The sequence below is a fragment of the Pseudomonas anguilliseptica genome (genome assembly GCF_021375795.1).
Taxonomy (GTDB): Bacteria; Pseudomonadota; Gammaproteobacteria; order Pseudomonadales; family Pseudomonadaceae; genus Aquipseudomonas; species Aquipseudomonas anguilliseptica_A.
Map to the genome: position 1 here is coordinate 1,105,485 of NZ_JAEIOI010000001.1, position 22,024 is coordinate 1,127,508.

The 22,024-nt window shown below is 61.6% G+C and carries 19 protein-coding genes; 16 read left to right on the top strand and 3 right to left on the bottom strand.

Features of this window, described 5'->3' with window-relative positions; genetic code table 11:
* Positions 1-54 precede the first annotated feature (54 nt).
* The 6 genes from lysS to IOD17_RS05125 all read left to right on the top strand — a co-directional run bounded on the left by lysS (position 55) and on the right by IOD17_RS05125 (position 5,565).
* Positions 55-1,557: a lysine--tRNA ligase gene (lysS, locus tag IOD17_RS05100; protein ID WP_233683994.1), complete on the top strand. Its 1,503-nt coding sequence runs from the start codon at positions 55-57 to the stop codon at positions 1,555-1,557.
* 141 nt (positions 1,558-1,698) lie between these two features.
* On the top strand, positions 1,699-2,412 hold the full coding sequence (locus IOD17_RS05105) for a TetR/AcrR family transcriptional regulator (protein ID WP_233683995.1): 714 nt from the start codon (positions 1,699-1,701) through the stop codon (positions 2,410-2,412).
* 39 nt (positions 2,413-2,451) lie between these two features.
* The gene (locus tag IOD17_RS05110) at positions 2,452-3,003 is read left to right on the top strand and encodes a hypothetical protein (protein ID WP_233683996.1); all 552 of its coding nucleotides are present in this window, start codon (positions 2,452-2,454) and stop codon (positions 3,001-3,003) included.
* Positions 3,004-3,005: 2 nt separating this feature from the next.
* Entirely contained in the window at positions 3,006-4,301 is a 1,296-nt protein-coding gene (locus IOD17_RS05115) for a flavohemoglobin expression-modulating QEGLA motif protein (protein WP_233683997.1), read from the top strand.
* 118 nt (positions 4,302-4,419) lie between these two features.
* Entirely contained in the window at positions 4,420-5,166 is a 747-nt protein-coding gene (locus IOD17_RS05120; protein ID WP_233683998.1) for a TIGR00266 family protein, read from the top strand.
* Between the two features lie 93 nt (positions 5,167-5,259).
* Positions 5,260-5,565 carry a hypothetical protein gene (locus IOD17_RS05125; protein WP_233683999.1) on the top strand — a complete coding sequence of 102 codons (306 nt, stop codon included), beginning with the start codon at positions 5,260-5,262 and terminating at the stop codon, positions 5,563-5,565.
* A 2-nt stretch (positions 5,566-5,567) separates the two neighbouring features.
* Here the strand turns inward: IOD17_RS05125 and IOD17_RS05130 are convergent, their stop codons facing one another.
* A complete protein-coding gene (locus IOD17_RS05130; RefSeq protein WP_233684000.1) occupies positions 5,568-5,909 on the bottom strand; it encodes a pilin assembly protein in 342 nt (113 codons plus the stop codon).
* A 160-nt stretch (positions 5,910-6,069) separates the two neighbouring features.
* Between IOD17_RS05130 and ppc the strand changes: the two genes are divergently transcribed.
* The 6 genes from ppc (at position 6,070) to IOD17_RS05160 (ending at position 12,903) form a co-directional block, all read left to right on the top strand.
* Positions 6,070-8,706, top strand: a complete 2,637-nt coding sequence (ppc, locus tag IOD17_RS05135; RefSeq protein ID WP_233684001.1) for a phosphoenolpyruvate carboxylase — start codon at positions 6,070-6,072, stop codon at positions 8,704-8,706.
* A 247-nt stretch (positions 8,707-8,953) separates the two neighbouring features.
* Positions 8,954-9,601: an adenylate kinase gene (gene adk / locus IOD17_RS05140; RefSeq protein WP_233684002.1), complete on the top strand. Its 648-nt coding sequence runs from the start codon at positions 8,954-8,956 to the stop codon at positions 9,599-9,601.
* Positions 9,602-9,795: 194 nt separating this feature from the next.
* Entirely contained in the window at positions 9,796-10,581 is a 786-nt protein-coding gene (locus tag IOD17_RS05145; protein WP_233684003.1) for a 5'-nucleotidase, lipoprotein e(P4) family, read from the top strand.
* A 161-nt stretch (positions 10,582-10,742) separates the two neighbouring features.
* The gene (tsaB, locus tag IOD17_RS05150; protein WP_233684004.1) at positions 10,743-11,423 is read left to right on the top strand and encodes a tRNA (adenosine(37)-N6)-threonylcarbamoyltransferase complex dimerization subunit type 1 TsaB; all 681 of its coding nucleotides are present in this window, start codon (positions 10,743-10,745) and stop codon (positions 11,421-11,423) included.
* 130 nt (positions 11,424-11,553) lie between these two features.
* Positions 11,554-11,895, top strand: coding sequence for a hypothetical protein (locus IOD17_RS05155; protein ID WP_233684523.1), 342 nt, complete (start codon positions 11,554-11,556; stop codon positions 11,893-11,895).
* A gap of 147 nt (positions 11,896-12,042) precedes the next feature.
* Positions 12,043-12,903, top strand: a complete 861-nt coding sequence (locus tag IOD17_RS05160) for a DUF72 domain-containing protein (protein ID WP_233684005.1) — start codon at positions 12,043-12,045, stop codon at positions 12,901-12,903.
* A 28-nt stretch (positions 12,904-12,931) separates the two neighbouring features.
* On the opposite strand, the gene IOD17_RS05165 is transcribed toward IOD17_RS05160, so the two are convergent.
* A complete protein-coding gene (locus IOD17_RS05165) occupies positions 12,932-13,696 on the bottom strand; it encodes a hypothetical protein (protein ID WP_233684006.1) in 765 nt (254 codons plus the stop codon).
* A gap of 106 nt (positions 13,697-13,802) precedes the next feature.
* On the opposite strand from IOD17_RS05165, the gene IOD17_RS05170 reads away from it, so the two are divergent.
* Positions 13,803-14,591 carry a class I SAM-dependent methyltransferase gene (locus IOD17_RS05170; protein ID WP_233684007.1) on the top strand — a complete coding sequence of 263 codons (789 nt, stop codon included), beginning with the start codon at positions 13,803-13,805 and terminating at the stop codon, positions 14,589-14,591.
* A 108-nt stretch (positions 14,592-14,699) separates the two neighbouring features.
* On the opposite strand, the gene IOD17_RS05175 is transcribed toward IOD17_RS05170, so the two are convergent.
* Positions 14,700-15,347, bottom strand: a complete 648-nt coding sequence (locus IOD17_RS05175) for a TetR/AcrR family transcriptional regulator (RefSeq protein ID WP_233684008.1) — start codon at positions 15,345-15,347, stop codon at positions 14,700-14,702.
* Between the two features lie 91 nt (positions 15,348-15,438).
* Between IOD17_RS05175 and IOD17_RS05180 the strand changes: the two genes are divergently transcribed.
* The 3 genes from IOD17_RS05180 to IOD17_RS05190 all read left to right on the top strand — a co-directional run bounded on the left by IOD17_RS05180 (position 15,439) and on the right by IOD17_RS05190 (position 21,455).
* Positions 15,439-16,560: an efflux RND transporter periplasmic adaptor subunit gene (locus tag IOD17_RS05180; RefSeq protein WP_233684009.1), complete on the top strand. Its 1,122-nt coding sequence runs from the start codon at positions 15,439-15,441 to the stop codon at positions 16,558-16,560.
* Between the two features lie 5 nt (positions 16,561-16,565).
* Positions 16,566-19,646, top strand: a complete 3,081-nt coding sequence (locus tag IOD17_RS05185; protein WP_233684010.1) for an efflux RND transporter permease subunit — start codon at positions 16,566-16,568, stop codon at positions 19,644-19,646.
* A 369-nt stretch (positions 19,647-20,015) separates the two neighbouring features.
* Positions 20,016-21,455: a sodium:solute symporter family protein gene (locus tag IOD17_RS05190; RefSeq protein ID WP_233684011.1), complete on the top strand. Its 1,440-nt coding sequence runs from the start codon at positions 20,016-20,018 to the stop codon at positions 21,453-21,455.
* The last annotated feature ends 569 nt before the right edge of the window (positions 21,456-22,024 follow it).

The window sequence follows — 22,024 nt, forward strand, 5'->3', positions numbered from 1 at the left end:
CATCGGGTTTGCAGCCTCTTTTCAAGAATGATGATTTAACCGGGACGACCCGAAATGAGCGACCAACAACTCGACCAGCACGAACTGCAGCAGGAAGAAAACAAGCTGATTGCCCAGCGCAAGGAAAAGCTTGCCGCTATCCGTGAGCAGGGTAACGCCTTCCCCAACGACTTCCGCCGCGAAAATTACTGTGCCGACCTGCAGAAGCAGTACGCCGAATCGAGCAAGGAAGAGCTGGCCGAGGCAGCCATTCCGGTCAAGGTAGCGGGTCGCATCATGCTTAACCGTGGCTCGTTCATGGTGATTCAGGACATGACTGGGCGCATTCAGGTCTACGTCAACCGCAAGACCTTGTCTGAAGAGACCCTGGCCGCGGTGAAAACCTGGGACATGGGCGACATCATCTCCGCCGTTGGTACCCTGGCCCGATCCGGCAAGGGCGACCTGTACGTGGAAATGACCGACGTGCGGCTGCTGACCAAGTCGCTGCGCCCGCTGCCGGACAAACACCACGGCCTGACCGACACCGAGCAGCGCTATCGCCAGCGCTATGTCGATCTGATGGTCAACGAAGACGTGCGCCAGACCTTCCGTGTGCGTTCGCAGGTTATTGCACACATCCGCAGCTTCCTGATGAAGCGCGATTTCCTCGAAGTGGAAACGCCGATGCTGCAGACCATCCCTGGTGGCGCGGCGGCCAAGCCGTTCGAGACCCACCACAACGCCCTGGATATGCAGATGTTCCTGCGTATCGCGCCGGAGCTGTACCTCAAGCGGCTTGTTGTTGGCGGGTTTGAGAAAGTGTTTGAGATCAACCGCAACTTCCGTAACGAAGGCGTCTCGACTCGTCATAACCCTGAATTCACCATGCTCGAGTTCTACCAGGCCTACGCCGACTACGAAGACAACATGGACCTGACCGAGGAGCTGTTCCGCGAGCTGGCCCAACTGGTGCTCGGCACTACTGACGTGCCTTACGGCGACAAGGTGTTCCACTTCGGCGAGCCGTTCGTGCGCCTGTCGGTGTTCGACTCGATCCTCAAGTACAACCCGGACATCACCGCGGCTGACCTGCAGGATATCGACAAGGCCCGCGAGATTGCCAAGAAGGCCGGCGCCAAGGTGCTCGGCTTCGAAGGTCTGGGCAAGCTGCAGGTGATGATTTTCGAAGAGCTGGTCGAGCACAAGCTGGAGCAGCCGCACTTCATCACCCGCTACCCGTTCGAAGTCTCGCCGCTGGCCCGTCGCAGCGACGACGATCCGAGCGTCACCGACCGCTTCGAGCTGTTTATCGGTGGCCGCGAGATCGCCAACGCCTACTCCGAGCTGAACGATGCCGAAGACCAGGCTGCGCGCTTTATGCAGCAGGTGGCCGACAAGGATGCCGGTGACGACGAAGCCATGCACTACGACGCCGACTTCGTTCGCGCCCTGGAGTACGGTATGCCGCCGACCGCCGGTGAGGGCATCGGCATCGACCGCCTGGTGATGTTGCTGACCAATTCACCGTCGATTCGCGACGTGATCCTGTTCCCGCATATGCGCCCGCAAGCCTGATGGTTGAAAGCCGCCTCCGGGCGGCTTTTTATTACCTGGTTTTTTAGCTAGCCATTTTTATTAGCGCGCAGTGGATTAATTTTGCGATTTACTGACTAAGTCATTATTAATCCTGAATAACCGACAGAGGATCGTCTTGCAGTGACAGCCAAGCCCGCCCAAGAGAGTGCCACTCTGGTTGCCAACGCCGTGGTCGAAAGCGTGCAGTATCAGGGACGCAAAGCCAGTCGTCAGGGCAGTGAGCAACGACGTCAGGCCATTCTCGATGCTGCCATGCGCATCATCGTGCGCGACGGTGTGCGCGCTGTGCGCCACCGCGCGGTCGCTGCCGAGGCGGATGTGCCGTTGTCAGCGACCACCTATTACTTCAAAGATATCAACGATCTGATCACCGATACCTTCGCTCAGTTTGTCGAGCGCAGCGCTGCGCACATGGGCCAGTTCTGGAGCGGTACCGAAGGGCTTCTGCGTGAGCAGGTCAGCCGTTTGGACGGCAGCGCCGAGGCGCGTCGTCGGCTGGCCAATGAGATTGCCCGGTTGGCTGTGGAGTACGTGCGCCAGCAATTGCTTACGCGGCGCGAGCATCTGCTGGCCGAGCAGGCCTTTCAGCAGGAAGCGCTGCTCAACCCGCGTTTGCATGGTTTGTTGCGGGCTCACCGGCAAATCCTGCTGCAAGGCGTGACGCACTTCTTCGAGGTGCTGGGCTCGCAGCAGGCCGAGCAGGATGCCAAGCTATTGACGGCGATTATTGTGCGCATGGAGTATCAGGGGCTGCTCGATGGTATCGACCATCTGGACAGTGAAGAGATGTTGGCCATGCTTAAACGTTATATGCATCTGGTACTGGGCCTCTAACCAACCTGGCCCGCTCAATCCGTTCACAAGGAGAGCTGAATGAACGCCTGGCGCGCGCTGCTTGCCGTGTCCTTCCTGTTACTGGGTGGCTGTCTGGTGACCTTCAAGGATCCGATACCCGCCAATGAGGCAGCCCCGATTCCCCTGCTTGGCGAGTGGTCGCGCAAGAACGAGTGGGGTGAGCAGCTGTATCTGCAGATCACCCGTGCCGGTTCCAACGTGTACAAGGCGCGGGCCTATGTCGACAGCCTGGATAACCTCGACAGCGTTGAGGAGTATGGTTTCACCGTGGCCCACCATGGTCGGCGCTGGTACCTGTCTGCCGGGTTGCCGAAACGCATGGGGGCCAACTTTGCCATCGCTGGCTTCGAGCTGACCACCGGCAATGAGCTGGTGATCTACAACCTCGACGTCGACCGCATTCTCCAGGAGTTGGAGCAGGGCACGTTGCAGGGCGAGGTGATTGATGCCGCCGAAGGTGATGGTGTGCTGATCAGCAGCCCGCTGGAGCAGGTATTCAGCTACCTCGATGATCAGGCCAACTCGGATGTATTTATCGAAGTGGCGCGCTATCAGCGTGTTGGGGACTAGCAATGAACAGCCACACCGGTTTGGACGACTATCAACTGATCGTACGGGCCCTGTCTGACCGGATTGTCGAAGCGCAGACGCCGATCCGTGTGCTTGATGCGGTGAAGTGGGACGACTCGATCCGCAGTGAGTTTCTCAAGCACAAGGGCAAGCAGTTGCCCAAGGTGGATCGCGAGTATTACGCCAGTCGGCCCTTGGCGTTCGAGGCCGCCGCGAAGAAGCTGGAGTTCCAGAATATCGAGCGCGATATCACCCGCCAGTTGGGCCAGTTCAATCCGGTTGGGCAGATCATGCGCCGCATGTGCCGCGAGTACCGCATGGTCATTCGCATGCTCGAAGCGCGCGGCACCGAGGACTTTGGCCTGATCAGCCAGGAGCTGTATGGCGCCGCTTCCGATGCCTTCCATGCCGGCGACCCGACTCTGGCTGACCTGGGCATGATGTTTTCCGATTTTCTCAACAACATCGACAAGCGCGGTGACCTCAAGGACGAAGCCAAGAACCTCAATGCCAAGGAAGCAGTCAACCTGCTGCAACAGCGCCTGAACAAGGTGTTTGGCGAGGAGGAGGGCACCATTCGTGTGTTTGAGTCCGACGGTATCCTCGCTGATGCCGCCGCCGGGGCCGATTACATCAAGATCCGCAGCGACGCGATGTTCAACGAACGCGATGTGCGTGCCCTGGAAGTACATGAAGGCCTGGTGCACGTGGCCACCACCCTGAATGGGCTGAACCAGCCGGTCTGTACCTTTCTGGCCAAGGGGCCGCCCTCGTCCACGGTGACTCAGGAAGGTCTGGCGATCCTGATGGAGGTGATCACCTTCGCTTCCTACCCAACCCGTTTGCGCAAGCTGACCAACCGCACCCGCGCTATTCACATGGCCGAGGAGGGCGCGGATTTCCTCCAGGTGTTCGATTTCTACCGCGAGCAGGGTTTCAGCCAGGAGCAGAGTTACAGCAACGCTAACCGCGTGTTCCGTGGGTCTACCCCCGTTGGCCTGCCTTTCACCAAGGACCTGTCCTACCTGAAAGGATTCATCATGATTTACAACTACATCCAGTTGGCCGTGCGCAAAGGCAAGCTGGAGCAGATCCCGCTGCTGTTCTGCGGCAAGACCACCCTGGAAGACATGCGCACCCTGCGCCAATTAGTGGATGAAGGGTTGGTCACACCGCCCAAGTACCTTCCGCCGCAATTCAGCGACCTCAACTCGCTGTCGGCTTGGATGTGTTTCTCCAACTTCCTCAATCACCTCAGCCTGGACCGTATCGAAGCGGACTACGCGAACATCCTCTGACGCGCCCGCTGCGTCATCCGTAGGAGCCAGCTTGCTGGCGATCGGTTGTTCCGTTTGGTGACCGGATCGCCAGCAAGCTGGCTTCTACAATATCCCTTCATTATTCGTGGAGCCTGCCATGCCCAGCCATCAACTCGACTACGAAATCCTTGGCGCCTCCGCGCAGAGCGTGGAGGTCATTCTTGATCCGGGCGAAACGGTGATCGCCGAAGCTGGGGTGATGAATTACATGACTGACGGCATTCGCTTTGAAACGCGGATGGGCGACGGTGCCGCCACTGGGGTGCTGGGCAAGCTGTGGAGCGCCGGCAAGCGCATGCTGACCGGCGAGTCGCTGTTTATGACGCACTTTTCCAATGCCGGTAAAACCCCGGCGCGCGTAGCCTTCGCGGCGCCTTACCCCGGCACCGTAGTGCCGATTCAGCTGGCCGAGCATGGCGGCACGCTGATCTGTCAGAAGGACGCCTTTCTCTGCGCCGCCTACGGTACGGCTGTGGGCATCAGTTTTAACAAACGTCTGGGCGCCGGTTTCTTCGGCGGTGAGGGGTTTATCCTGCAGAAGCTTGAAGGCGATGGCCTGGCGTTTGTGCACGCCGGCGGTACGGTGATCCGCAAGCAGCTGAATAACGAAACCCTACGCCTGGACACCGGCTGCCTGGTGGCGTTCAGCAGCGGTATTGACTATGACATTGCCCTGGCTGGTGGCCTGAAAAGCATGCTGTTCGGTGGCGAAGGTATTCTGTTGGCCACGCTCAAGGGCACCGGCACCGTGTGGGTGCAGAGCCTGCCGTTCTCGCGCCTGGCCGAACGCATCTATGAGGCCACGTTCAAGGCCCGCGAAGAAGTCCGTGCCGGCGGCAAGTGATGCGGCAATCTGGGGCTTTGCAGGCGCACGGGTTTGTAGCAAGCTGCGCCGCCTGTTGCTCAGCCCGCCAACTGATAACTCCGAGAGCCTGTTATGAGTGAAGTTAATCCCATCCCGTTGATCCTTACCGCTGTTGGCAGCATCTGCGCCACGGTGGCCGTGCTCGGTTACTACGGTTATCTGCATGTGGCCAAGCCGGAAGATGCCCTGCTGCTGGCCGAGTTCACCATGCTCAAGACCGTGCCGGGCGAGGACTACAAGGTCTCGGTCAAACCCGCCAGCCAGGTCGCCCAGTGCATCGATGGCGTGCTGGTGCTGTTTGACCTGGAGCAGAAAGGCCTCAGCGGTGTGCTGGTCGATCCGCGCAAACAGGCCGTGCGTTGCAGCGAAGGCCAATAGCCTTAGCCAGCCTGTTTTTGCTGCTCGCTAAGACGCTGTAGATGTCGGCGCGACAGGGCAAGAAAGCGCGGTGTCAGGCCGATGTCTTCATACAGTGGATCGCCCTGTTCATCGGTGGCCACCACCTTGCTGCCCTTGACGTAGGGCAGGCTGGCCTCCAGCTCATCAAGTGCCGCGCCGAGCAGTTCGCCCAATAGTTCTTCAACGTGGTGCTTGGGGTACATCTCCTGCAAGGCCGCCAGGCGTGCGGCGGCTTCCAGATCAAGTCTTATCTGATAAGGCGTTGCGCTCAGCCGCCCCTGGGCGTTTTCCTGCCAGTGCTGAACAAGCTCGCGAATCTTCATGATTGCCTCGTGTCTGTTCTATGCCCGCCGAGTCAGTCTGCGCCGGGCTTGCCTAACTAAGACTAGTGCCTGCCCCGATAAGTGCGGGCAAGGCGTCGCGCACTTGTAAGAAGTTGGCGCGCTGGGCACTCTGGGCACAGGATCACTGGAGGCAATAGTCATGGCAGAAATCGACGCGCGCCTGCGCGAGGACGTCCACCAGCTCGGCGAACTATTGGGTAACACCATCAGCGTGCAGCATGGTGCAGCCTTTCTCGACAAGATTGAACGTATTCGCAAGGGCGCCAAGGCCTCGCGCCGTGGTTCGCAGGAGGGCGCAGAGCAACTCAGTGCAACCCTGAACCAGCTGGATGATGACGAACTGCTGCCTGTGGCGCGGGCCTTCAACCAGTTCCTCAACCTGGCCAATATCGCCGAGCAGTATCACCGCGTGCGGCGCCGCGCACCGGATGAGCCGGAGCCATTCGAAGACAATATCCTTGCCGATCTGCTTCAGCGTCTCTTGGCCCACGGCCACAAGGGCGAAGCGTTGGCCCGCCAGGTTGGTCGGTTGGATATCGAGCTGGTGCTGACGGCGCACCCCACCGAGGTGGCCCGGCGCACGCTGATTCAGAAATACGACGCGATGGCCGAGCAGCTGGCAGCCGGCGACCACAGCGACCTTTCTTCGGGGGAACGTGAGCAGGTCAAGCAACGCCTGCAGCGGTTGATTGCCGAGGCCTGGCACACCGAAGAAATTCGCCGCAGCCGGCCCAGCCCGGTGGATGAAGCCAAATGGGGGTTTGCGGTGATCGAGCATTCGCTCTGGCACGCCATCCCCAATGTGCTGCGCAAGGCCGATCAGGTGCTGCACAGCGCCACTGGGTTGCACCTGCCGCTGGATGCCGCGCCGATTCGCTTTGCTTCCTGGATGGGCGGCGACCGTGACGGCAACCCGAATGTCACGGCCAGTGTCACTCGCGAGGTGCTCCTGCTGGCACGCTGGATGGCGGCGGATCTGTACCTGAGGGATGTCGACAACCTGGCTGCCGAGCTGTCTATGCAACAGGCCAGTCCGGCATTGCTGGCGCGGGTCGGCGAGAGCGCCGAGCCCTATCGCAGCCTGCTCAAACAGCTGCGTGAGCGCCTGCGCGCCACTCGCAGTTGGGCTCAGGCCGCGTTGCATGAGCAGATCCCTGCGTCCACCGCAGTGTTGCAGGACAACCGCGAGCTACTTGAGCCGCTGACCTTGTGTTACCAGTCGCTGCATGAGTGCGGGATGGGTGTGATTGCCGATGGCCCGCTGCTCGATTGCCTACGCCGTGCGGCGACCTTCGGGCTGTTTCTGGTGCGCCTGGATGTGCGTCAGGATTCCAGTCGCCATGCTGCGGCCATGAGTGAAATCACCGATTACCTCGGCCTGGGGCGTTACGCCGAGTGGGATGAAGAGGCGCGCCTGGCGTTTCTGCTGCAAGAGCTGGAAAACCGCCGACCACTGCTGCCGGGGCATTTCAAGCCCAGTGGTGAAACCGAAGAAGTGCTGGCGACTTGCCGTGAAGTGGCGCGGGCACCGGCGGCGTCCCTGGGTTCTTACGTGATTTCCATGGCCGGTGCAGCCTCCGATGTGCTGGCGGTGCAACTGCTGCTTAAAGAAGCCGGGTTGCAACGACCGATGCGCGTGGTGCCGCTGTTTGAAACCCTGGCCGATCTGGACAATGCCGGCCCGGTGATCAGCCGGCTGTTGGCGTTGCACGGCTATCGCGCGCGGCTACATGGCCCGCAGGAAGTGATGATCGGCTATTCCGATTCGGCCAAGGACGCCGGCACCACGGCAGCAGCCTGGGCGCAGTATCGCGCGCAGGAAACCCTGGTGAAGGTGTGCCGTGAGCAGCAGGTCGAGTTGCTGTTGTTCCATGGTCGTGGTGGCACGGTGGGGCGTGGTGGTGGCCCGGCGCATGCGGCGATTCTGTCGCAGCCGCCCGGTTCGGTGGCGGGGCGCTTCCGCACCACCGAGCAGGGTGAAATGATTCGTTTCAAATTCGGCCTACCGGATATCGCCGAGCAAAACCTCAATCTGTACCTGGCGGCGGTGCTGGAAGCCACCTTGTTGCCGCCGCCCAGTCCGGAGCCGGCCTGGCGCGACCTGATGGACAAACTGGCCAGTGATGGCGTCAGTGCCTACCGCGCAGTGGTGCGTGAACATCCCCAGTTTGTTGCCTATTTCCGCCAGGCCACGCCGGAGCAGGAACTGGGCCGATTGCCGCTGGGCAGCCGTCCGGCCAAGCGCCGCGAGGGTGGGGTGGAGAGTCTGCGCGCCATTCCATGGATTTTTGCCTGGACCCAAACGCGCCTGATGCTGCCGGCCTGGCTGGGCTGGGAGGCGGCATTGAACAACGCCCTGCAACGCGGCGAAGGCGAGCTGCTGGCGCAGATGCGCGCGCAGTGGCCGTTTTTCCGTACGCGCATCGACATGCTGGAAATGGTGCTGGCCAAAGCCGACGAGTCGATTGCCCTGCTGTACGACCAACGCCTGGTCGAGCCGGCCCTGCAACCGCTGGGTGCGCATTTGCGCGGCCTATTGTCGCAGGCGGTGGTTGCGGTGCTGGGTCTGACCGGCCAGTCGCAGCTGTTGGCGCACAGCCCGGAAACCCTGGAGTCGATCAGCGTGCGCAACACCTATCTGGACCCGCTGCACCTGCTCCAGGCTGAGCTGCTGGCGCGTTCACGGTCACGTGATAATCAGGCTGAAAGCCCTCTGGAACAGGCTCTGCTGGTCAGTGTTGCGGGTATCGCGGCGGGGTTGCGCAACACTGGGTGAGGCGGCCGGCCGGGCCTGCCAGCGCATTGTGCAGCAGGCCCGGCAGGTCACCGGCAGCGCTGCCTGGCGGCTGCCTTGGTCGTAGGCGTATCCGACTTTCGGTGGCTTGTGCGCTATGGGTGCGCTGTGTATCTTGAGCGGCCTTTCGGCACTCTGGCCCATGTTGGCAGCGCTGCCTGGACAATTCTGAGATTGGCCCCACGAGGCGAGTCCGACGATTTTTACTTAAATCTTGAGGAGCACATCGATGCGCGTGATTCTGCTGGGGGCGCCCGGTGCCGGCAAAGGTACCCAGGCTGGTTTCATCACCAAGAAATTTGGTATTCCGCAAATCTCCACTGGCGACATGCTGCGTGCTGCGGTCAAAGCGGGCACCGAACTCGGCCTGCAAGCCAAAAGCGTGATGGACAGCGGTGGTCTGGTCTCCGATGAACTGATCATCAATCTGGTCAAAGAGCGCATTGCCCAGGCCGATTGTGCCAATGGCTTCCTCTTCGATGGCTTCCCGCGCACCATTCCTCAGGCTGAAGCCCTGAAAGAAGCCGGCGTGGTTATCGACAACGTGGTCGAAATCGCGGTGGACGACGAAGAAATCGTCGGTCGCATTGCCGGTCGCCGTGTACACGAGGCCAGCGGCCGCGTTTACCACATCGTCTACAACCCGCCGAAAGTCGAAGGCAAGGACGATGCAACCGGTGAAGACCTGGTGCAGCGTAAAGACGACACCGAAGAAACCGTGCGCCACCGCCTGTCCGTCTACCACTCGCAGACCAAGCCGCTGGTGGATTTCTACCAGAAGCTCGCCGCCGCTGAAGGCACGCCGAAGTACAGCGCCATTGCCGGTGTTGGCTCGGTCGACGAGATCACTGCCAAGGTCTTTGCTGCGCTCAGCTAAGCCTTGTTGTAGTCAGCCAACGGCCCGCTTTTGCGGGCCGTTGTCGTTTCTGCGGTTGGCGCGCAGGGTTCGCTGAGCGTCGTTCATGGAACAGTAACCTTGCTCACCTAAGTTAGCATCGGATTGGTCTATACCAGGATGCGATGGTCATAGACGTCAAGCCTTAACCCCCACTAAGGAAGAGAGCGCGTTCAATGACCGAGAAAACAGCTAAGAGTGCTATCTGGTTAGGCCTTGCATTAGCGCTGGCGGGCAGCTCGGCAGCGTTTGCCGACACCGCAGCGAAGCCCAAGACCGATTGCAGCGTGGCCGAGTTCACCATGGGGCTGCGTTTCCAGCAGCAATCGGCGGAGGTGCAGGCCCTGCAACTGCAGGCCTATAACATTGCCACCCTGAAGCTGGATGCGGCCGTGGCTGCGGCGAAAGATCCATCCAAGCTGGCCATCGTCACCGACCTGGACGAAACCGTTATTGATAACAGTGCGCTGTTGGCGCGTGACCTGGCCAATTGTCACACCTATGACGCCTGGGACACCTGGCTGCCCTGGGAACGTGATGGCACCCCGGCACTGATTCCGGGCGCGAAGCAATTTCTGGAGCACGCCGACCAGCTCGGCGTGACCATTCGCTACATCTCTGATCGCGCTGATGATCAGAAGAAGTACACCCTGGCCACGCTGAGCAAGCTCGGCCTGCCGCAGGTCTCTGAACAGAGCGTACTGCTGCTGGGTCCGCCCAAGGTGGAGCGCCGTGCCATCGTCAGTGCTGATCATCAGATCGTGTTGCTGCTGGGTGACACCCTGCATGACTTCGACGCGCGTTTCCGCAAGACACCTCTGGCCGATCAGCGCGCCACTGTCGCCGCTGAAGGCGGCAAGTGGGGCACCGAGTGGATCGTCTTCCCCAACGCTACTTATGGCACCTGGTCGAAAGCGCCTCTGCAGGGTTGGGACGCCAAGCCCGTGATTGAGGCCTGGTAAGCACGCGTTAGTCAGGCAGCAGCGGGTCTGTTCGGGCCCGCTGCTGCCTGGTGGCGCTGTGAGCTCGCTCGCGTGACAGGCGCGGGCGGCTGTGATTGCGCTGGAAAAAAATGCTTCAAGCCGGTCTAATGCCCGTCCTTTTCCTCACCTGTCCGACTGCAATGACCACTCTCCTGGCCCTGGATACCGCCACCGAAGCCTGCTCCGTTGCCCTGCTGCATAACGGCCAGGTGCTCAGCCATTACGAAGTGATTCCGCGTCTGCACGCCCAGCGTCTGCTGCCCATGATCAAGCAGCTACTGGCGGATGCCGAGGTGCCGTTGTCGGCGCTCGACGCGATTGCCTTTGGCCGGGGCCCGGGCGCTTTTACCGGCGTGCGGATTGCCATCGGCGTGGTGCAGGGTCTGGCGTTTGCCCTGGAGCGCCCGGTTTTGCCGGTGTCCAACCTGGCGGTGCTGGCGCAACGCAGCCTGCGTGAGCATGGCGCGCAGCAGGTTGCTGCAGCCATCGATGCGCGTATGGATGAAGTCTATTGGGGCTGCTACCGCGCCGAGCAGGGTGAAATGCGTCTGGCCGGTGTCGAGGCTGTCGTGGCGCCCGAGCTGGCTGGACTGCCGCGTGATGCAGCGGGTGACTGGTTTGCTGCGGGCACCGGCTGGGGCGCCTTTGCTGAGCGTATTCCGGTTGCGGTCAGTGGACAGGATGCCGCCATGCTGCCGCACGCCGAAGACCTGCTCAGCCTGGCGCGCTTTGCCTGGGCCCGTGGTGAAGCGCTGGACGCTGATCAGGCGCAGCCCGTCTACCTGCGTGATCAGGTGGCCACGCCGAAGGCGGCAGTCTGAAGCTCGCCTTGGTGACACCTTCTGTCGTGCTTGTCGCCGTGTGGCGGTTGCTTGATTGCCAAGCTGCCCGGCTGGGGCTAAATTGCCATCACCTGTGTCCATCGTTGGCCAAGTGGCCGAGCAGTCATTGATGCGTATCGACGGTTTTACCTCCTCCTATTCGCCAGACCGCAGTGCCCGCCCGGGCTCTGCGGTCACGCCATTTCGCGAAGCGCAGCGCGAAGTTGAGGAGCGTCGTGAGCAGCCAACGGCACCGGCGAGCACTCAGGGCCTGGAAACTGTTGCCCAGGCGCGCCGGGTTGAGCCCAGCAATGCCAGCAGCGACAGCTTGCCTGCCCGCCTGCAAGACCAGCTGTACCAGCCGCCGTTGAACAATCGCGCCGCTCAGGCCTTGGCCAGCTACAGCACAACCGCCAGTTTCGCCAGCGAGGCGGATGCCCAGCAGGTAATGGGCCTCGATCTCTACGCCTAGAAGACCCTTGCGAAACTACTGCACTCGGCTATGCCGCGTTGAGATCAGCCTCGGAATGCTCATGTACAACTCGTACACTGCGCTTCCTCGGCTGATCTCGCCTTGCCTAGCCTTCGCTCGCTACATTTCTCAACGGTCTTCAAATTAATGCTGCCTTACTACCTCGGCTGCCCGTCATGGAGCGAGCCCGCCTGGCGCGGTTTCTTGTATCCAGAGAGCAGTCCTAGCGCTGACTTTTTGCCGTTGTATGCCCAGGTGTTCAACGCCGTTGAGGGCAACACCACTTTCTACGCTAAACCTTCCGTCGATACCGTGGCCCGCTGGGCTGAGCGCATGCCGGCGCATCTGCGTTTTTGCGCCAAGCTGCCACGTGAGATCAGCCATAACGGCGATCTGCGTGACCAGCTGAGTGCCACTGAGGATTTCCGCCGTTTGCTGGCGCCACTGGGCAAGCGGGTCGCGCCGTTCTGGCTGCAACTGCCTGCCAGCTTTGGCCCGCAGCGTTTGGCGGAGCTGAGCGCGTTTATCGAGCCCTGGCAGGCCGAGGAGTTGGCCGTCGAGGTGCGGCATCCGGCGTTCTTTGCCAAAGGCGAGGAGGAACGCAGCCTTAATCGTCTGCTGCATGGCCGGGGTATCGAACGTATCTGTCTGGATTCGCGTGCGCTGTTCAGCTGTGTATCCACCGCTCCGGCGGTGCTGCATGCGCAGGCCAAGAAGCCGCGCTTGCCGCTGCGCCCCACGGCCTTTAGTCAGGCTCCGCAACTGCGCTTTATTGGCCACCCCGAGCTGCTGGCCAATGATCCGTTTATGGCGCCCTGGCTGGACAAGGTGGCGAGCTGGATCGACGAAGGCCGCACGCCTTACGTTTTTCTGCATACCTCAGACAACCGTCTGGCACCGCAGCTGGCGCAGCGCTTTCATCAGCAGCTGATGCAGCGTCTGCCGGGATTACCGGCGTTACCACAGGTACAGCTAGAGGATGAGGTCGAGCAGTTGGGCCTGCTTTGAGTCTGCCCAAACACCCAGAGGTGGTTGATCAGCGTTGTGCGAGCAGCAGGTCAGCGGCCTGACCGCTGCGACCATCGGCGAATTCGAAGCGGCCGAGTTGGGCGATTTCGTCGTAGGCGCCCAGGGCAATCTTCACGTCACGTACTTGCAGGTAAATGGCGCTGACCCCGGCTTCGCTCAGCGACTGGCTGGATTGCCGGCCCTGAGCATCGAAGCGCAACAGGCTCAGGCGCTCGAAGATCGCATCCTGGCTGTCGATACGGCCATCGCCGTTGTCATCGTATTTGCGCAGTTCGGCAAAGCCGTTGGCTGCACCGTTCTGGTCGCCGAACAGCTCGCGGCCATCGTCGATGCGGCCGTTGCCGTTGCGGTCATAGGCGAGCAGGGCGTCGTCACCGGTGGGCACGCTGATCTGGTCGAGTGTGCCGTCGCCATCCAGGTCGAAGCGTACCGAACGGGCCAGGCCGCTGGTGCTGAAGCCGTTGCCGGCCAGATCGAGCACCAGTGGATCGGTTTTCTTCGGTTCGGCGTTGATGTTGACGTTCAGCTCCAGCTCGCGCTGGGCTGCCATTTCCTGAAAATCACTGGCCTGAGCAGTGACAGCGGGCGGCTCGCTGGGCGTTTCCGGCGCTTTGGCAGGCGCTTCGGCTTCCACCTCATCGGGCATCAGGGTGCGCCGCAGAATCTGGTAGTCCAGCGAGGCGCGCTTGCCTTCATCCAGCGTTTCGCTGATTGAACTGGTGTTGGCGGCCGTTGGCGCGGCACCACGTGGGGCGGAAATCACATCAAACATGGCGAACTCGGTGCGGCTGGAAGCTGCCGGGTCTGGCAAAATGCCGCTCAGGCAGGTTATCGGCTGCTGAGGCGGTCAATTGAGTGATTTTTGAGCACATTTTCTGATGAGTGATGAGCGGCTAATAGCCAGAATTCGTATGCAAGCCTTGGCTCCCCACCTGCAGTCGACGGCTGAAGCCTGGGCAGCGCGCCTGGGTTTGCCGCTGGAAGGCGACAGCGAGTTTGCCTTGCAACTGGGCGAGGGTGGCTTGCAGCTGGTGGAGCTGGGCCCGCAGGCGCCAGGGCCAGTGAAGGTGGATTTTGTCGAAGGTGCGGTGGCGCATCGCCGGCTGTTCGGTGGCGGCAGTGGGCAGATGATTGCCAAGGCGGTGGGTGTGCAGCCCGGGGTGCGCCCGACGGTGCTGGATGCCACGGCCGGCCTCGGTCGTGATGCCTTTGTGCTGGCCAGCCTGGGTTGCCGCATGACCTTGATCGAGCGCCTGCCACTGATTGCTGCGCTGCTGGAAGATGGCCTGGCGCGTGCTGCGCTGGACCGCGATGTGGCGCCGATTGCCGCGCAGATGCAGCTACTTAATGGCAATGCCATCGAGCTGATGCGCGCCTGGCAGGGTGAGCCGCCGCAGGTGATCTACCTCGATCCGATGTTCCCGCACCGCGACAAGAGCGCGTTGGTGAAAAAGGAGATGCGCCTGTTCCGACCGTTTGTCGGCGATGATCTGGATGCCCCGGCGTTGCTGGAAGCGGCGTTGGCGCTGGCCAGTCACCGGGTGGTGGTCAAGCGCCCGCGCAAGGCACCGCTGATTGAAGGCGCCAAGCCGGGCTATGCCCTGGAAGGTAAATCCAGCCGCTACGACATCTACCCGAAGAAGAAGCTGCAAGCCGCCAGCGAGTAAGTTTGCAGCTTGTTCACGGGTTAGGCGTCGCATTGCGTAGGTTGGGTGAGGCACGCAGCCCAACACATTCAGCGTCCTTGCGTTGGGCTTCGCAAGCTCAGCGCCAACCTACGAAGCTTGCTCGGCGCGAAACGCGCGCAGAAACACCTCGACCGCATCGCGCACATGGGCTTCGGCCTCAGCGCCTTGCAGCGCCTCACCGCAGCCGATCAGCAGGCGGAAGTTGGCGCCGCCCTTGATCAGGCAGAAGAACTGATCCGCCGCGCTCAGCGGGTCGGGGACGCGCAGCTTGCCGCTCTGGTCAGCGCGCCGCAGCAGTTCCTCCATGCCGTGCAGCACGCGCTGCGGGCCGGCCTCGTAGAACATCCGCGAGAGCGTGGAGTCCTGCGCGGCCAGGCTCACCATCACCCGGTGCAGCTCCACCGATTCGCGGCTGTTGATCAGCTCATTGAAGCCCCGGCCGATACTCAGCAGCACCTGTGCCACTGGCACCTCGTCGTCCAGTTCGAACAACAGCTCGGGCAGTTGCTCCTCGCACTTGGATTTCACCGCTTCGGCAAACAGCTTCTCCTTGTCGGTGAAGTGGCTGTACACCGTGAGCTTGGAAACTCCGGCTTCCGCGGCAATTGCATCCATACTGCTACCGTCATAGCCATTGCTGAGAAACAGGGTTTTCGCCGCTTCCAGAATGGCTTTGCGCTTGGCCAGGTCTTTCGGGCGACCGGGGCCGCTGGTTGGCAACACTTTGTTTGGCATTGGTCGTTTTTAATACTGGACTAGTGAGTTTGCTATTTTTACTATACCCGCCAGTATAAATATTCAAAAGCCTCCACAAAGGTTAGTCATCATGTTTCGTCATGCACTGTCTGTTGCGTTGCCTGTCAGTCTTATCCTGTTGCTCGGCGCTTGCGGCAATGGCGAGCCCGCCAAGGTTGCCGTGCGTCCGGCCATGGTGGTGCAGCCACAACTGGCTGGCGACCTGATGGATGCCTACCCCGGTGAGGTGCGTGCGCGCCTGGAACCGGAGCTGGCGTTCCGTATCGGTGGCAAGGTGGCCAAGCGCCTGGTCGATGTCGGTGCGCGGGTGAAGAAGGATCAGCCCCTGGCCGAACTGGACCCGCAGGACGTGCGCCTGCAGCTGGAAGCCATCCGCGCCCAGGTGGCAGCGGCCGAGGCCAACCTGCAACTGGTGCGCGCCGAACGTGATCGCTACAAGGCATTGCTGGCACGCAACCTGGTCAGCCGCTCGCAATACGACAATGCCGAGAACACCTACCGTTCCGGTGAAGCGCGCCTGAAACAGGTGAAAGCCGAATTCAACGTGGCCAACAACCAGGCCGGTTATGCCGTGTTGCGCGCCTCCCAGGATGGCGTGGTGGCGCGGCGCATGGTCGAGGTCGGCCAGGTGGTCGCCGCCGGGCAGACCGTGTTCACCCTGGCCGCTGACGGTGAGCGTGAAGTGCTGATCAACCTGCCGGAGCAAGCCTTTGAGCGCTTTCAGGTCGGCCAGGAAGTGGCGGTTGAGCTGTGGTCGCAGCCGGATCAGCGCTTCCCTGGGCGTATTCGTGAAATGTCGCCATCGGCCGATCCGCAGTCGCGCACCTTCGCCGCCCGCGTAGCCTTTGGCGAAGGCAAGGTGCCGGCTGAACTGGGCCAAAGCGCCCGCGTATTTATTGCCCACAACGGTGATGTGCCGCTGGCTGTGCCGCTGTCGGCGCTGACGGCGGAGAAGGGCCAGCCCTACGTCTGGGTAGTCGATCCGAAGGACTCCACCCTCAAGCGCACCGACGTGCGCATCGGTGCCTACGGCGAGAAGACCGTGCCAGTACTCGAAGGCCTGCAAGCGACGGATTGGGTAGTGGCAGCTGGTGGTCAGGTACTGCGTGAAGGCCAGCAGGTGCGTCCGGTTGACCGCGACAACCGTGCGGTGCAGCTGACGGCCAAGGCCGACCTGACGGTTGAGGAGTAAGCCTGATGGATTTCAACCTGTCCGCCTGGGCGCTGCGTAACCGCCAGATCGTCCTGTACCTCATGCTGCTGCTGGCGGTGGTGGGGGCTATTTCCTACACCAAGCTGGGTCAGAGCGAAGACCCACCCTTTACCTTCAAGGCCATGGTGGTGCGCACCAACTGGCCGGGGGCGAGCGCCGAGGAAGTCTCGCGCCAGGTCACCGAACGCATCGAAAAGAAGCTGATGGAGACCGGCGACTACGACAAGATCGTCTCGTTCTCGCGCCCCGGCGAATCCCAGGTGACCTTTATCGCCCGTGATTCGATGCACTCCAAGGACATCCCCGAACTTTTCTACCAGGTGCGCAAGAAGGTCAGCGATATCCGCCACACCTTGCCCCAGGGCATCCAGGGGCCGTTCTACAACGACGAATTCGGCACCACCTTCGGCAATATCTACGCCCTGACCGGCGAAGGTTTCGACTACGCCGTGCTCAAGGATTACGCCGACCGCATCCAGCTGCAGCTGCAACGGGTCAAGGACGTCGGCAAGGTTGACCTGCTCGGCTTGCAGGACGAGAAGGTATGGATCGAGCTGTCCAACACCAAGCTGGCCACCCTCGGCCTGCCGTTGGCCGCCGTGCAGCAGGCGTTGGAAGAACAGAACGCCGTGGCCGCAGCAGGCTTCTTCGAAACCGCTTCTGATCGCGTGCAACTGCGCGTCACCGGGCGTTTCGAAACGGTCGATGAAATCCGTAATTTCCCGATTCGCGTGGCCGATCGCACCTTCCGCATCGCCGATGTGGCCGAGGTCAAACGCGGCTTTAACGATCCACCCGCACCGCGTATGCGCTACATGGGCGAAGACGCCATCGGCCTGGCGGTTTCGATGAAAACCGGCGGCGACATTCTGGTGCTGGGTCAGGCCCTGGAAGGCGAGTTCGCCCGTCTGCAGGAAACCCTGCCGGCCGGCATGCAACTGAGCAAGGTGTCGGACCAGCCCGCAGCGGTGAAAACCGGGGTGGGCGAGTTCGTTCGCGTGCTCACCGAGGCGGTGATCATCGTGCTGCTGGTGAGCTTCTTCTCCCTCGGCCTGCGCACCGGTCTGGTGGTGGCGCTGTCGATTCCGCTGGTGCTGGCGATGACCTTTGCCGCCATGTACTACTTCGGCATCGGCCTGCACAAGATTTCCCTCGGCGCGCTGGTGCTGGCGCTGGGTCTGATGGTGGATGACGCGATCATTGCCGTGGAGATGATGGCGATCAAGATGGAGCAGGGCTACGACCGTATCAAAGCGGCCAGTTATGCCTGGACCAGCACCGCCTTCCCGATGCTCACCGGCACCCTGATTACCGCCGCCGGCTTCCTGCCGATTGCCACCGCGCAATCCGGCACCGGCGAATACACCCGCTCGATCTTCCAGGTGGTGGCGATTGCCCTGCTGGTGTCGTGGATCGCTGCCGTGGTGTTTGTGCCGTACCTCGGCGCCAAACTGCTGCCGGACCTGGCCAAGTTGCACGCGGCCAAACACGGCGGCCGCGATGATGGCCATGACCCTTACGGCACGCCGTTCTATCAGCGTGTGCGCCAGGCGGTGGAGTGGTGCGTGCGCCGACGTAAAACCGTGATTGTGCTGACCATTGCGCTGTTCATTGCCTCGATTGCCCTGTTCCGCTTTGTCCCGCAGCAGTTCTTCCCGGCCTCCGGCCGCCTGGAACTGATGGTCGACCTCAAACTCAGCGAAGGCGCATCCCTGGCCGCCACTGAAGAGCAGGCCAAGCGTCTGGAAGAGCTGCTGCGTGGGCGGGAAGGGGTGGACAACTTTGTCGCCTACGTCGGCACCGGTTCGCCGCGCTTCTACCTGCCGCTGGATCAGCAACTGCCAGCCGCCAGCTTTGCCCAGTTCGTGGTGCTGGCGAAAAGCATCGAGGACCGCGAGAAAATCCGCACCTGGCTGATCGACGTGCTGCACGATGAGTTCCCAACCCTGCGCACACGTATCTCGCGCCTGGAGAACGGCCCGCCCGTGGGCTATCCGGTGCAGTTCCGGGTTTCCGGCGAGCATATCGACGAAGTACGTCATCTGGCCCGCCAGGTGGCCGACAAGGTGCGCGAGAACAGCCACGTGACCAACGTGCACCTGGACTGGGAAGAACCGAGCAAGGTGGTGCGGCTGAACATCGACCAGGAACGCGCCCGTGCCCTGGGCGTGAGCACCGCAGACCTGTCGCGCTTCCTGCAAAGCTCGCTCACCGGCTCGCCGGTGAGCCAGTACCGCGAAGGCAACGAGCTGATCGAAATCCTGCTGCGCGGCACCCTGAGTGAGCGTCAGGAACTCAGCCTGCTGCCGAGCCTGGCGGTGCCGACCGACAATGGCCGCAGTGTGCCACTGTCGCAGATCGCCACCCTAGAGTACGGCTTCGAGGAAGGCATCATCTGGCACCGCAACCGCCTGCCAACGGTCACCGTGCGCGCCGACGTGTACGGCAAAGAGCAGCCGGCCAGCCTGGTCAAACAGATCCTGCCGACCCTCGAACCGGTGCGTGCGCAACTGCCGGACGGCTACCAGCTGGACGTTGGCGGCACCGTGGAGGACTCCAGCCGTGGGCAGAAGTCGGTAAACGCCGGTATTCCGCTGTTTATCGTGGTGGTGCTGACCCTGCTGATGCTGCAGTTGAAGAGCTTCTCGCGTTCGGCCATGGTGTTCCTCACCGCGCCGTTGGGGCTTATCGGCGTGACCCTGTTCCTGCTGGTGTTCCAGCAACCGTTTGGCTTTGTGGCCATGCTCGGCACCATCGCCCTGTCGGGGATGATCATGCGTAACTCGGTGATTCTGGTTGACCAGATCGAGCAGGACATCGAAGCCGGCATGGACCGCTGGCACGCGATCATCGAAGCCACCGTGCGGCGTTTCCGGCCCATCGTGCTGACTGCCCTGGCGGCGGTACTGGCGATGATTCCGCTGTCGCGCAGCGTGTTCTTCGGGCCGATGGCCGTGGCCATCATGGGCGGTCTGATCGTCGCCACCGCGCTGACCCTGTTGTTCCTGCCGGCGCTGTATGCCGCCTGGTTCCGGGTCAAGGAAGTGGAAGCGAAACCGGCCTGAAGCGGATCCCGCAGATAAGAAACCAGGCCCTTTGGCCTGGTTTTTTATGCCCGACGGTTGCTGCCAGGCGTCGTTTTGCGTTAGGCGAGTGTCAAAAATATGCAACTGTCTGCTGCGGTGCTTGCACGACTTACGCAGCGATTACAGTCGGTTACATGGGCGTTAAGGGCGATTAAACGAATTATCTACTTACATTTCGTCGTTTTTGTTTGACATATTTTACGTATTTGCCAGACTGCGCGACCTTGATGGGCGCGTGCGCTACCCGTCATGAATGGTCATAACAAAAACCTGTAGCCCATCGATCCGTCCTGCGCTGCCTGCGCGGGCCATGCATGCGGTGGGCTGACGTCTGTGGAACGGGAAAGCATGCTGATCTGGTTCGTTGCGCTCTACCTGCTGGTGACTGTCGCCATCGGTTTCTACGCCTCCACCCGGGTGCACAACACCCGCGATTTCGCCTCAGGTGGCCGCAGCATGGGCTTCCCCATCGTCGCCGCCATGGTGTTTGCCACCTGGTTTGGCAGCGAGGCGGTACTGGGCATCCCCGCCACCTTCCTCGAAGAAGGCTTTGCCGGCATCGTCGAAGACCCGTTCGGCTCCTTCGGCTGCCTGTTCCTGGTCGGCCTGATCATCGCCCGCCCGCTGTACCGGATGAACCTGCTGACCATCGGTGACTACTTCAAAAAGCGCTATGGCCCGCAGGTCGAGCTGATCATCAGCCTGGTCATCGTCATGTCCTACCTGGGCTGGATCGCCGCGCAGCTGATCGCCCTCGGCCTGGTGTTCAACGTCATCTCCGACGGCAGCATCAGCACCACCCAGGGCATGTTCCTCGGCACCTTTATCGTGCTGCTGTACACCCTGTTCGGCGGCATGTGGTCGATTGCCCTGACCGACTTCTTCCAGATGATCATCATCGTGGTCGGCCTGGTGTACCTGGTCTGGCTGTTCAGCGACATGGCCGGCGGCGCCGACCTGGTGATCAACAAGGCGGCCAGCGATGGCAAATTCACCTTTATGCACGCCTTCGAGCCCAAGGATATCGTCGCCTTTATCGGCGCGGCGGTGACCATGATGCTCGGCTCCATCCCGCAGCAGGACGTGTACCAGCGCGTGATGTCGGCCAAGAGTGAGAACATCGCCGCCCGCGCCTCGATGACCGGCGCGGTGTTCTACCTCGGCTTCTGCATGCTGCCGGTGTTTCTGGTGTACGCCGCCTCGATGATCGACCCGGCGCTGGTCGAGAAGTGGCTGGCCGAAGATTCGCAGATGATTCTGCCGCTGATGATCCTGGAAAAGACCCCGCTGTTCGCCCAGATCATGTTCTTTGGTGCGCTGCTCTCGGCGATCATGTCCACCGCCTCTGGCACTTTGCTGGCGCCGTCGGTGACCCTCACCGAGAACGTTCTCAAACGCTTTTTGCCGGTGCTTAACGACAAGCAGTTCCTGCTGCTGATGCGCGTCACCATCGTGGTCTGCGCCGTGGCTACCTTGAGCTTTGCCCTGTACTCGGATGCGAGCATCTACGAGATGGTCGGCAATGCCTACAAGGTGACCCTGGTGGCGGCCGTGGTGCCGTTGTTCGCCGGGCTGTTCTGGAAGCGCGCGACCACCCAGGGCGCACTGGTGGCCATCGCCTTTGGTCTGGTGTCGTGGATCTACCTGGAATACACCTGGAGCGAAGCCGCCTTCTGGCCGCCACAGCTGGCGGGCCTGTTGTTCAGCATGGCCGGTATGTTGATTGGTACGCTGCTGCCGCAGTGGAGCCGTAACCACAACGGCATGCTGGTGGCGCAGGCGGAATAAGCCTGGCGCTTGCCTGACCAAACCCCGCTGATTGGCGGGGTTTGGTTTTTTGGGCCTTGTAAAGGCGGGGTGCGCATTCATCCCGTGGGAGGGGCTTTAGCCGCGAGCTTTGTTGTTTATGGGCTTGGTCTTTGTTTGCGCCGCTTTTGCAGCGTTTCGGATATTGGTTCCGCCCTTACGGCGGCTCACTTTTGGCAAACGCCCCAAAAGTAAGCAAAAAGTCTTGCCCCTTGCATCCGGGTCTCGCTGCGCTCGACTTCCCTCGTTCCATCATTGCTCCAGGGGCCCGCCGCGAAGGGCCATCCCTGGCCCATCGCGGCTCTCGCGGCATCCATGCCGCTCAACCCCTTCCGCAACGATTCCACTCGGCCTGCTGATGGGGCGTTTAGCGTCGTCTGCGAGATTGTGGGCAAGACAAAAGCCAAACCATCCAACGAATGTCCGCCGAACCTGTAGGAGCGGGCTTGCCCGCGATGCTTTTGCTTCCGCTTTTCCGTTCTGCTTTTGCCTTTCGCTCTGTCGTCCACAAATCGCCCAAACAACGCGGCCCCCCGAATCCCGTCAGGAGG

Bases quoted from the DNA above. Each gene is read 5' to 3' on its own strand.
- ppc (WP_233684001.1), top strand. From the start codon at position 6,070: ATGGCAGAAATCGACGCGCGCCTGCGCGAGGACGTCCACCAGCTCGGC.
- IOD17_RS05130 (WP_233684000.1), bottom strand. From the start codon at position 5,909: ATGAAGATTCGCGAGCTTGTTCAGCACTGGCAGGAAAACGCCCAGGGG.
- tsaB (WP_233684004.1), top strand. From the start codon at position 10,743: ATGACCACTCTCCTGGCCCTGGATACCGCCACCGAAGCCTGCTCCGTT.
- IOD17_RS05155 (WP_233684523.1), top strand. From the start codon at position 11,554: ATGCGTATCGACGGTTTTACCTCCTCCTATTCGCCAGACCGCAGTGCC.
- IOD17_RS05175 (WP_233684008.1), bottom strand. From the start codon at position 15,347: ATGCCAAACAAAGTGTTGCCAACCAGCGGCCCCGGTCGCCCGAAAGAC.
- IOD17_RS05120 (WP_233683998.1), top strand. From the start codon at position 4,420: ATGCCCAGCCATCAACTCGACTACGAAATCCTTGGCGCCTCCGCGCAG.
- IOD17_RS05160 (WP_233684005.1), top strand. From the start codon at position 12,043: ATGCTGCCTTACTACCTCGGCTGCCCGTCATGGAGCGAGCCCGCCTGG.
- IOD17_RS05185 (WP_233684010.1), top strand. From the start codon at position 16,566: ATGGATTTCAACCTGTCCGCCTGGGCGCTGCGTAACCGCCAGATCGTC.
- IOD17_RS05190 (WP_233684011.1), top strand. From the start codon at position 20,016: ATGCTGATCTGGTTCGTTGCGCTCTACCTGCTGGTGACTGTCGCCATC.
- IOD17_RS05110 (WP_233683996.1), top strand. From the start codon at position 2,452: ATGAACGCCTGGCGCGCGCTGCTTGCCGTGTCCTTCCTGTTACTGGGT.
- IOD17_RS05170 (WP_233684007.1), top strand. From the start codon at position 13,803: ATGAGTGATGAGCGGCTAATAGCCAGAATTCGTATGCAAGCCTTGGCT.
- IOD17_RS05125 (WP_233683999.1), top strand. From the start codon at position 5,260: ATGAGTGAAGTTAATCCCATCCCGTTGATCCTTACCGCTGTTGGCAGC.
- IOD17_RS05145 (WP_233684003.1), top strand. From the start codon at position 9,796: ATGACCGAGAAAACAGCTAAGAGTGCTATCTGGTTAGGCCTTGCATTA.
- lysS (WP_233683994.1), top strand. From the start codon at position 55: ATGAGCGACCAACAACTCGACCAGCACGAACTGCAGCAGGAAGAAAAC.
- IOD17_RS05165 (WP_233684006.1), bottom strand. From the start codon at position 13,696: ATGTTTGATGTGATTTCCGCCCCACGTGGTGCCGCGCCAACGGCCGCC.
- adk (WP_233684002.1), top strand. From the start codon at position 8,954: ATGCGCGTGATTCTGCTGGGGGCGCCCGGTGCCGGCAAAGGTACCCAG.
- IOD17_RS05115 (WP_233683997.1), top strand. From the start codon at position 3,006: ATGAACAGCCACACCGGTTTGGACGACTATCAACTGATCGTACGGGCC.
- IOD17_RS05180 (WP_233684009.1), top strand. From the start codon at position 15,439: ATGTTTCGTCATGCACTGTCTGTTGCGTTGCCTGTCAGTCTTATCCTG.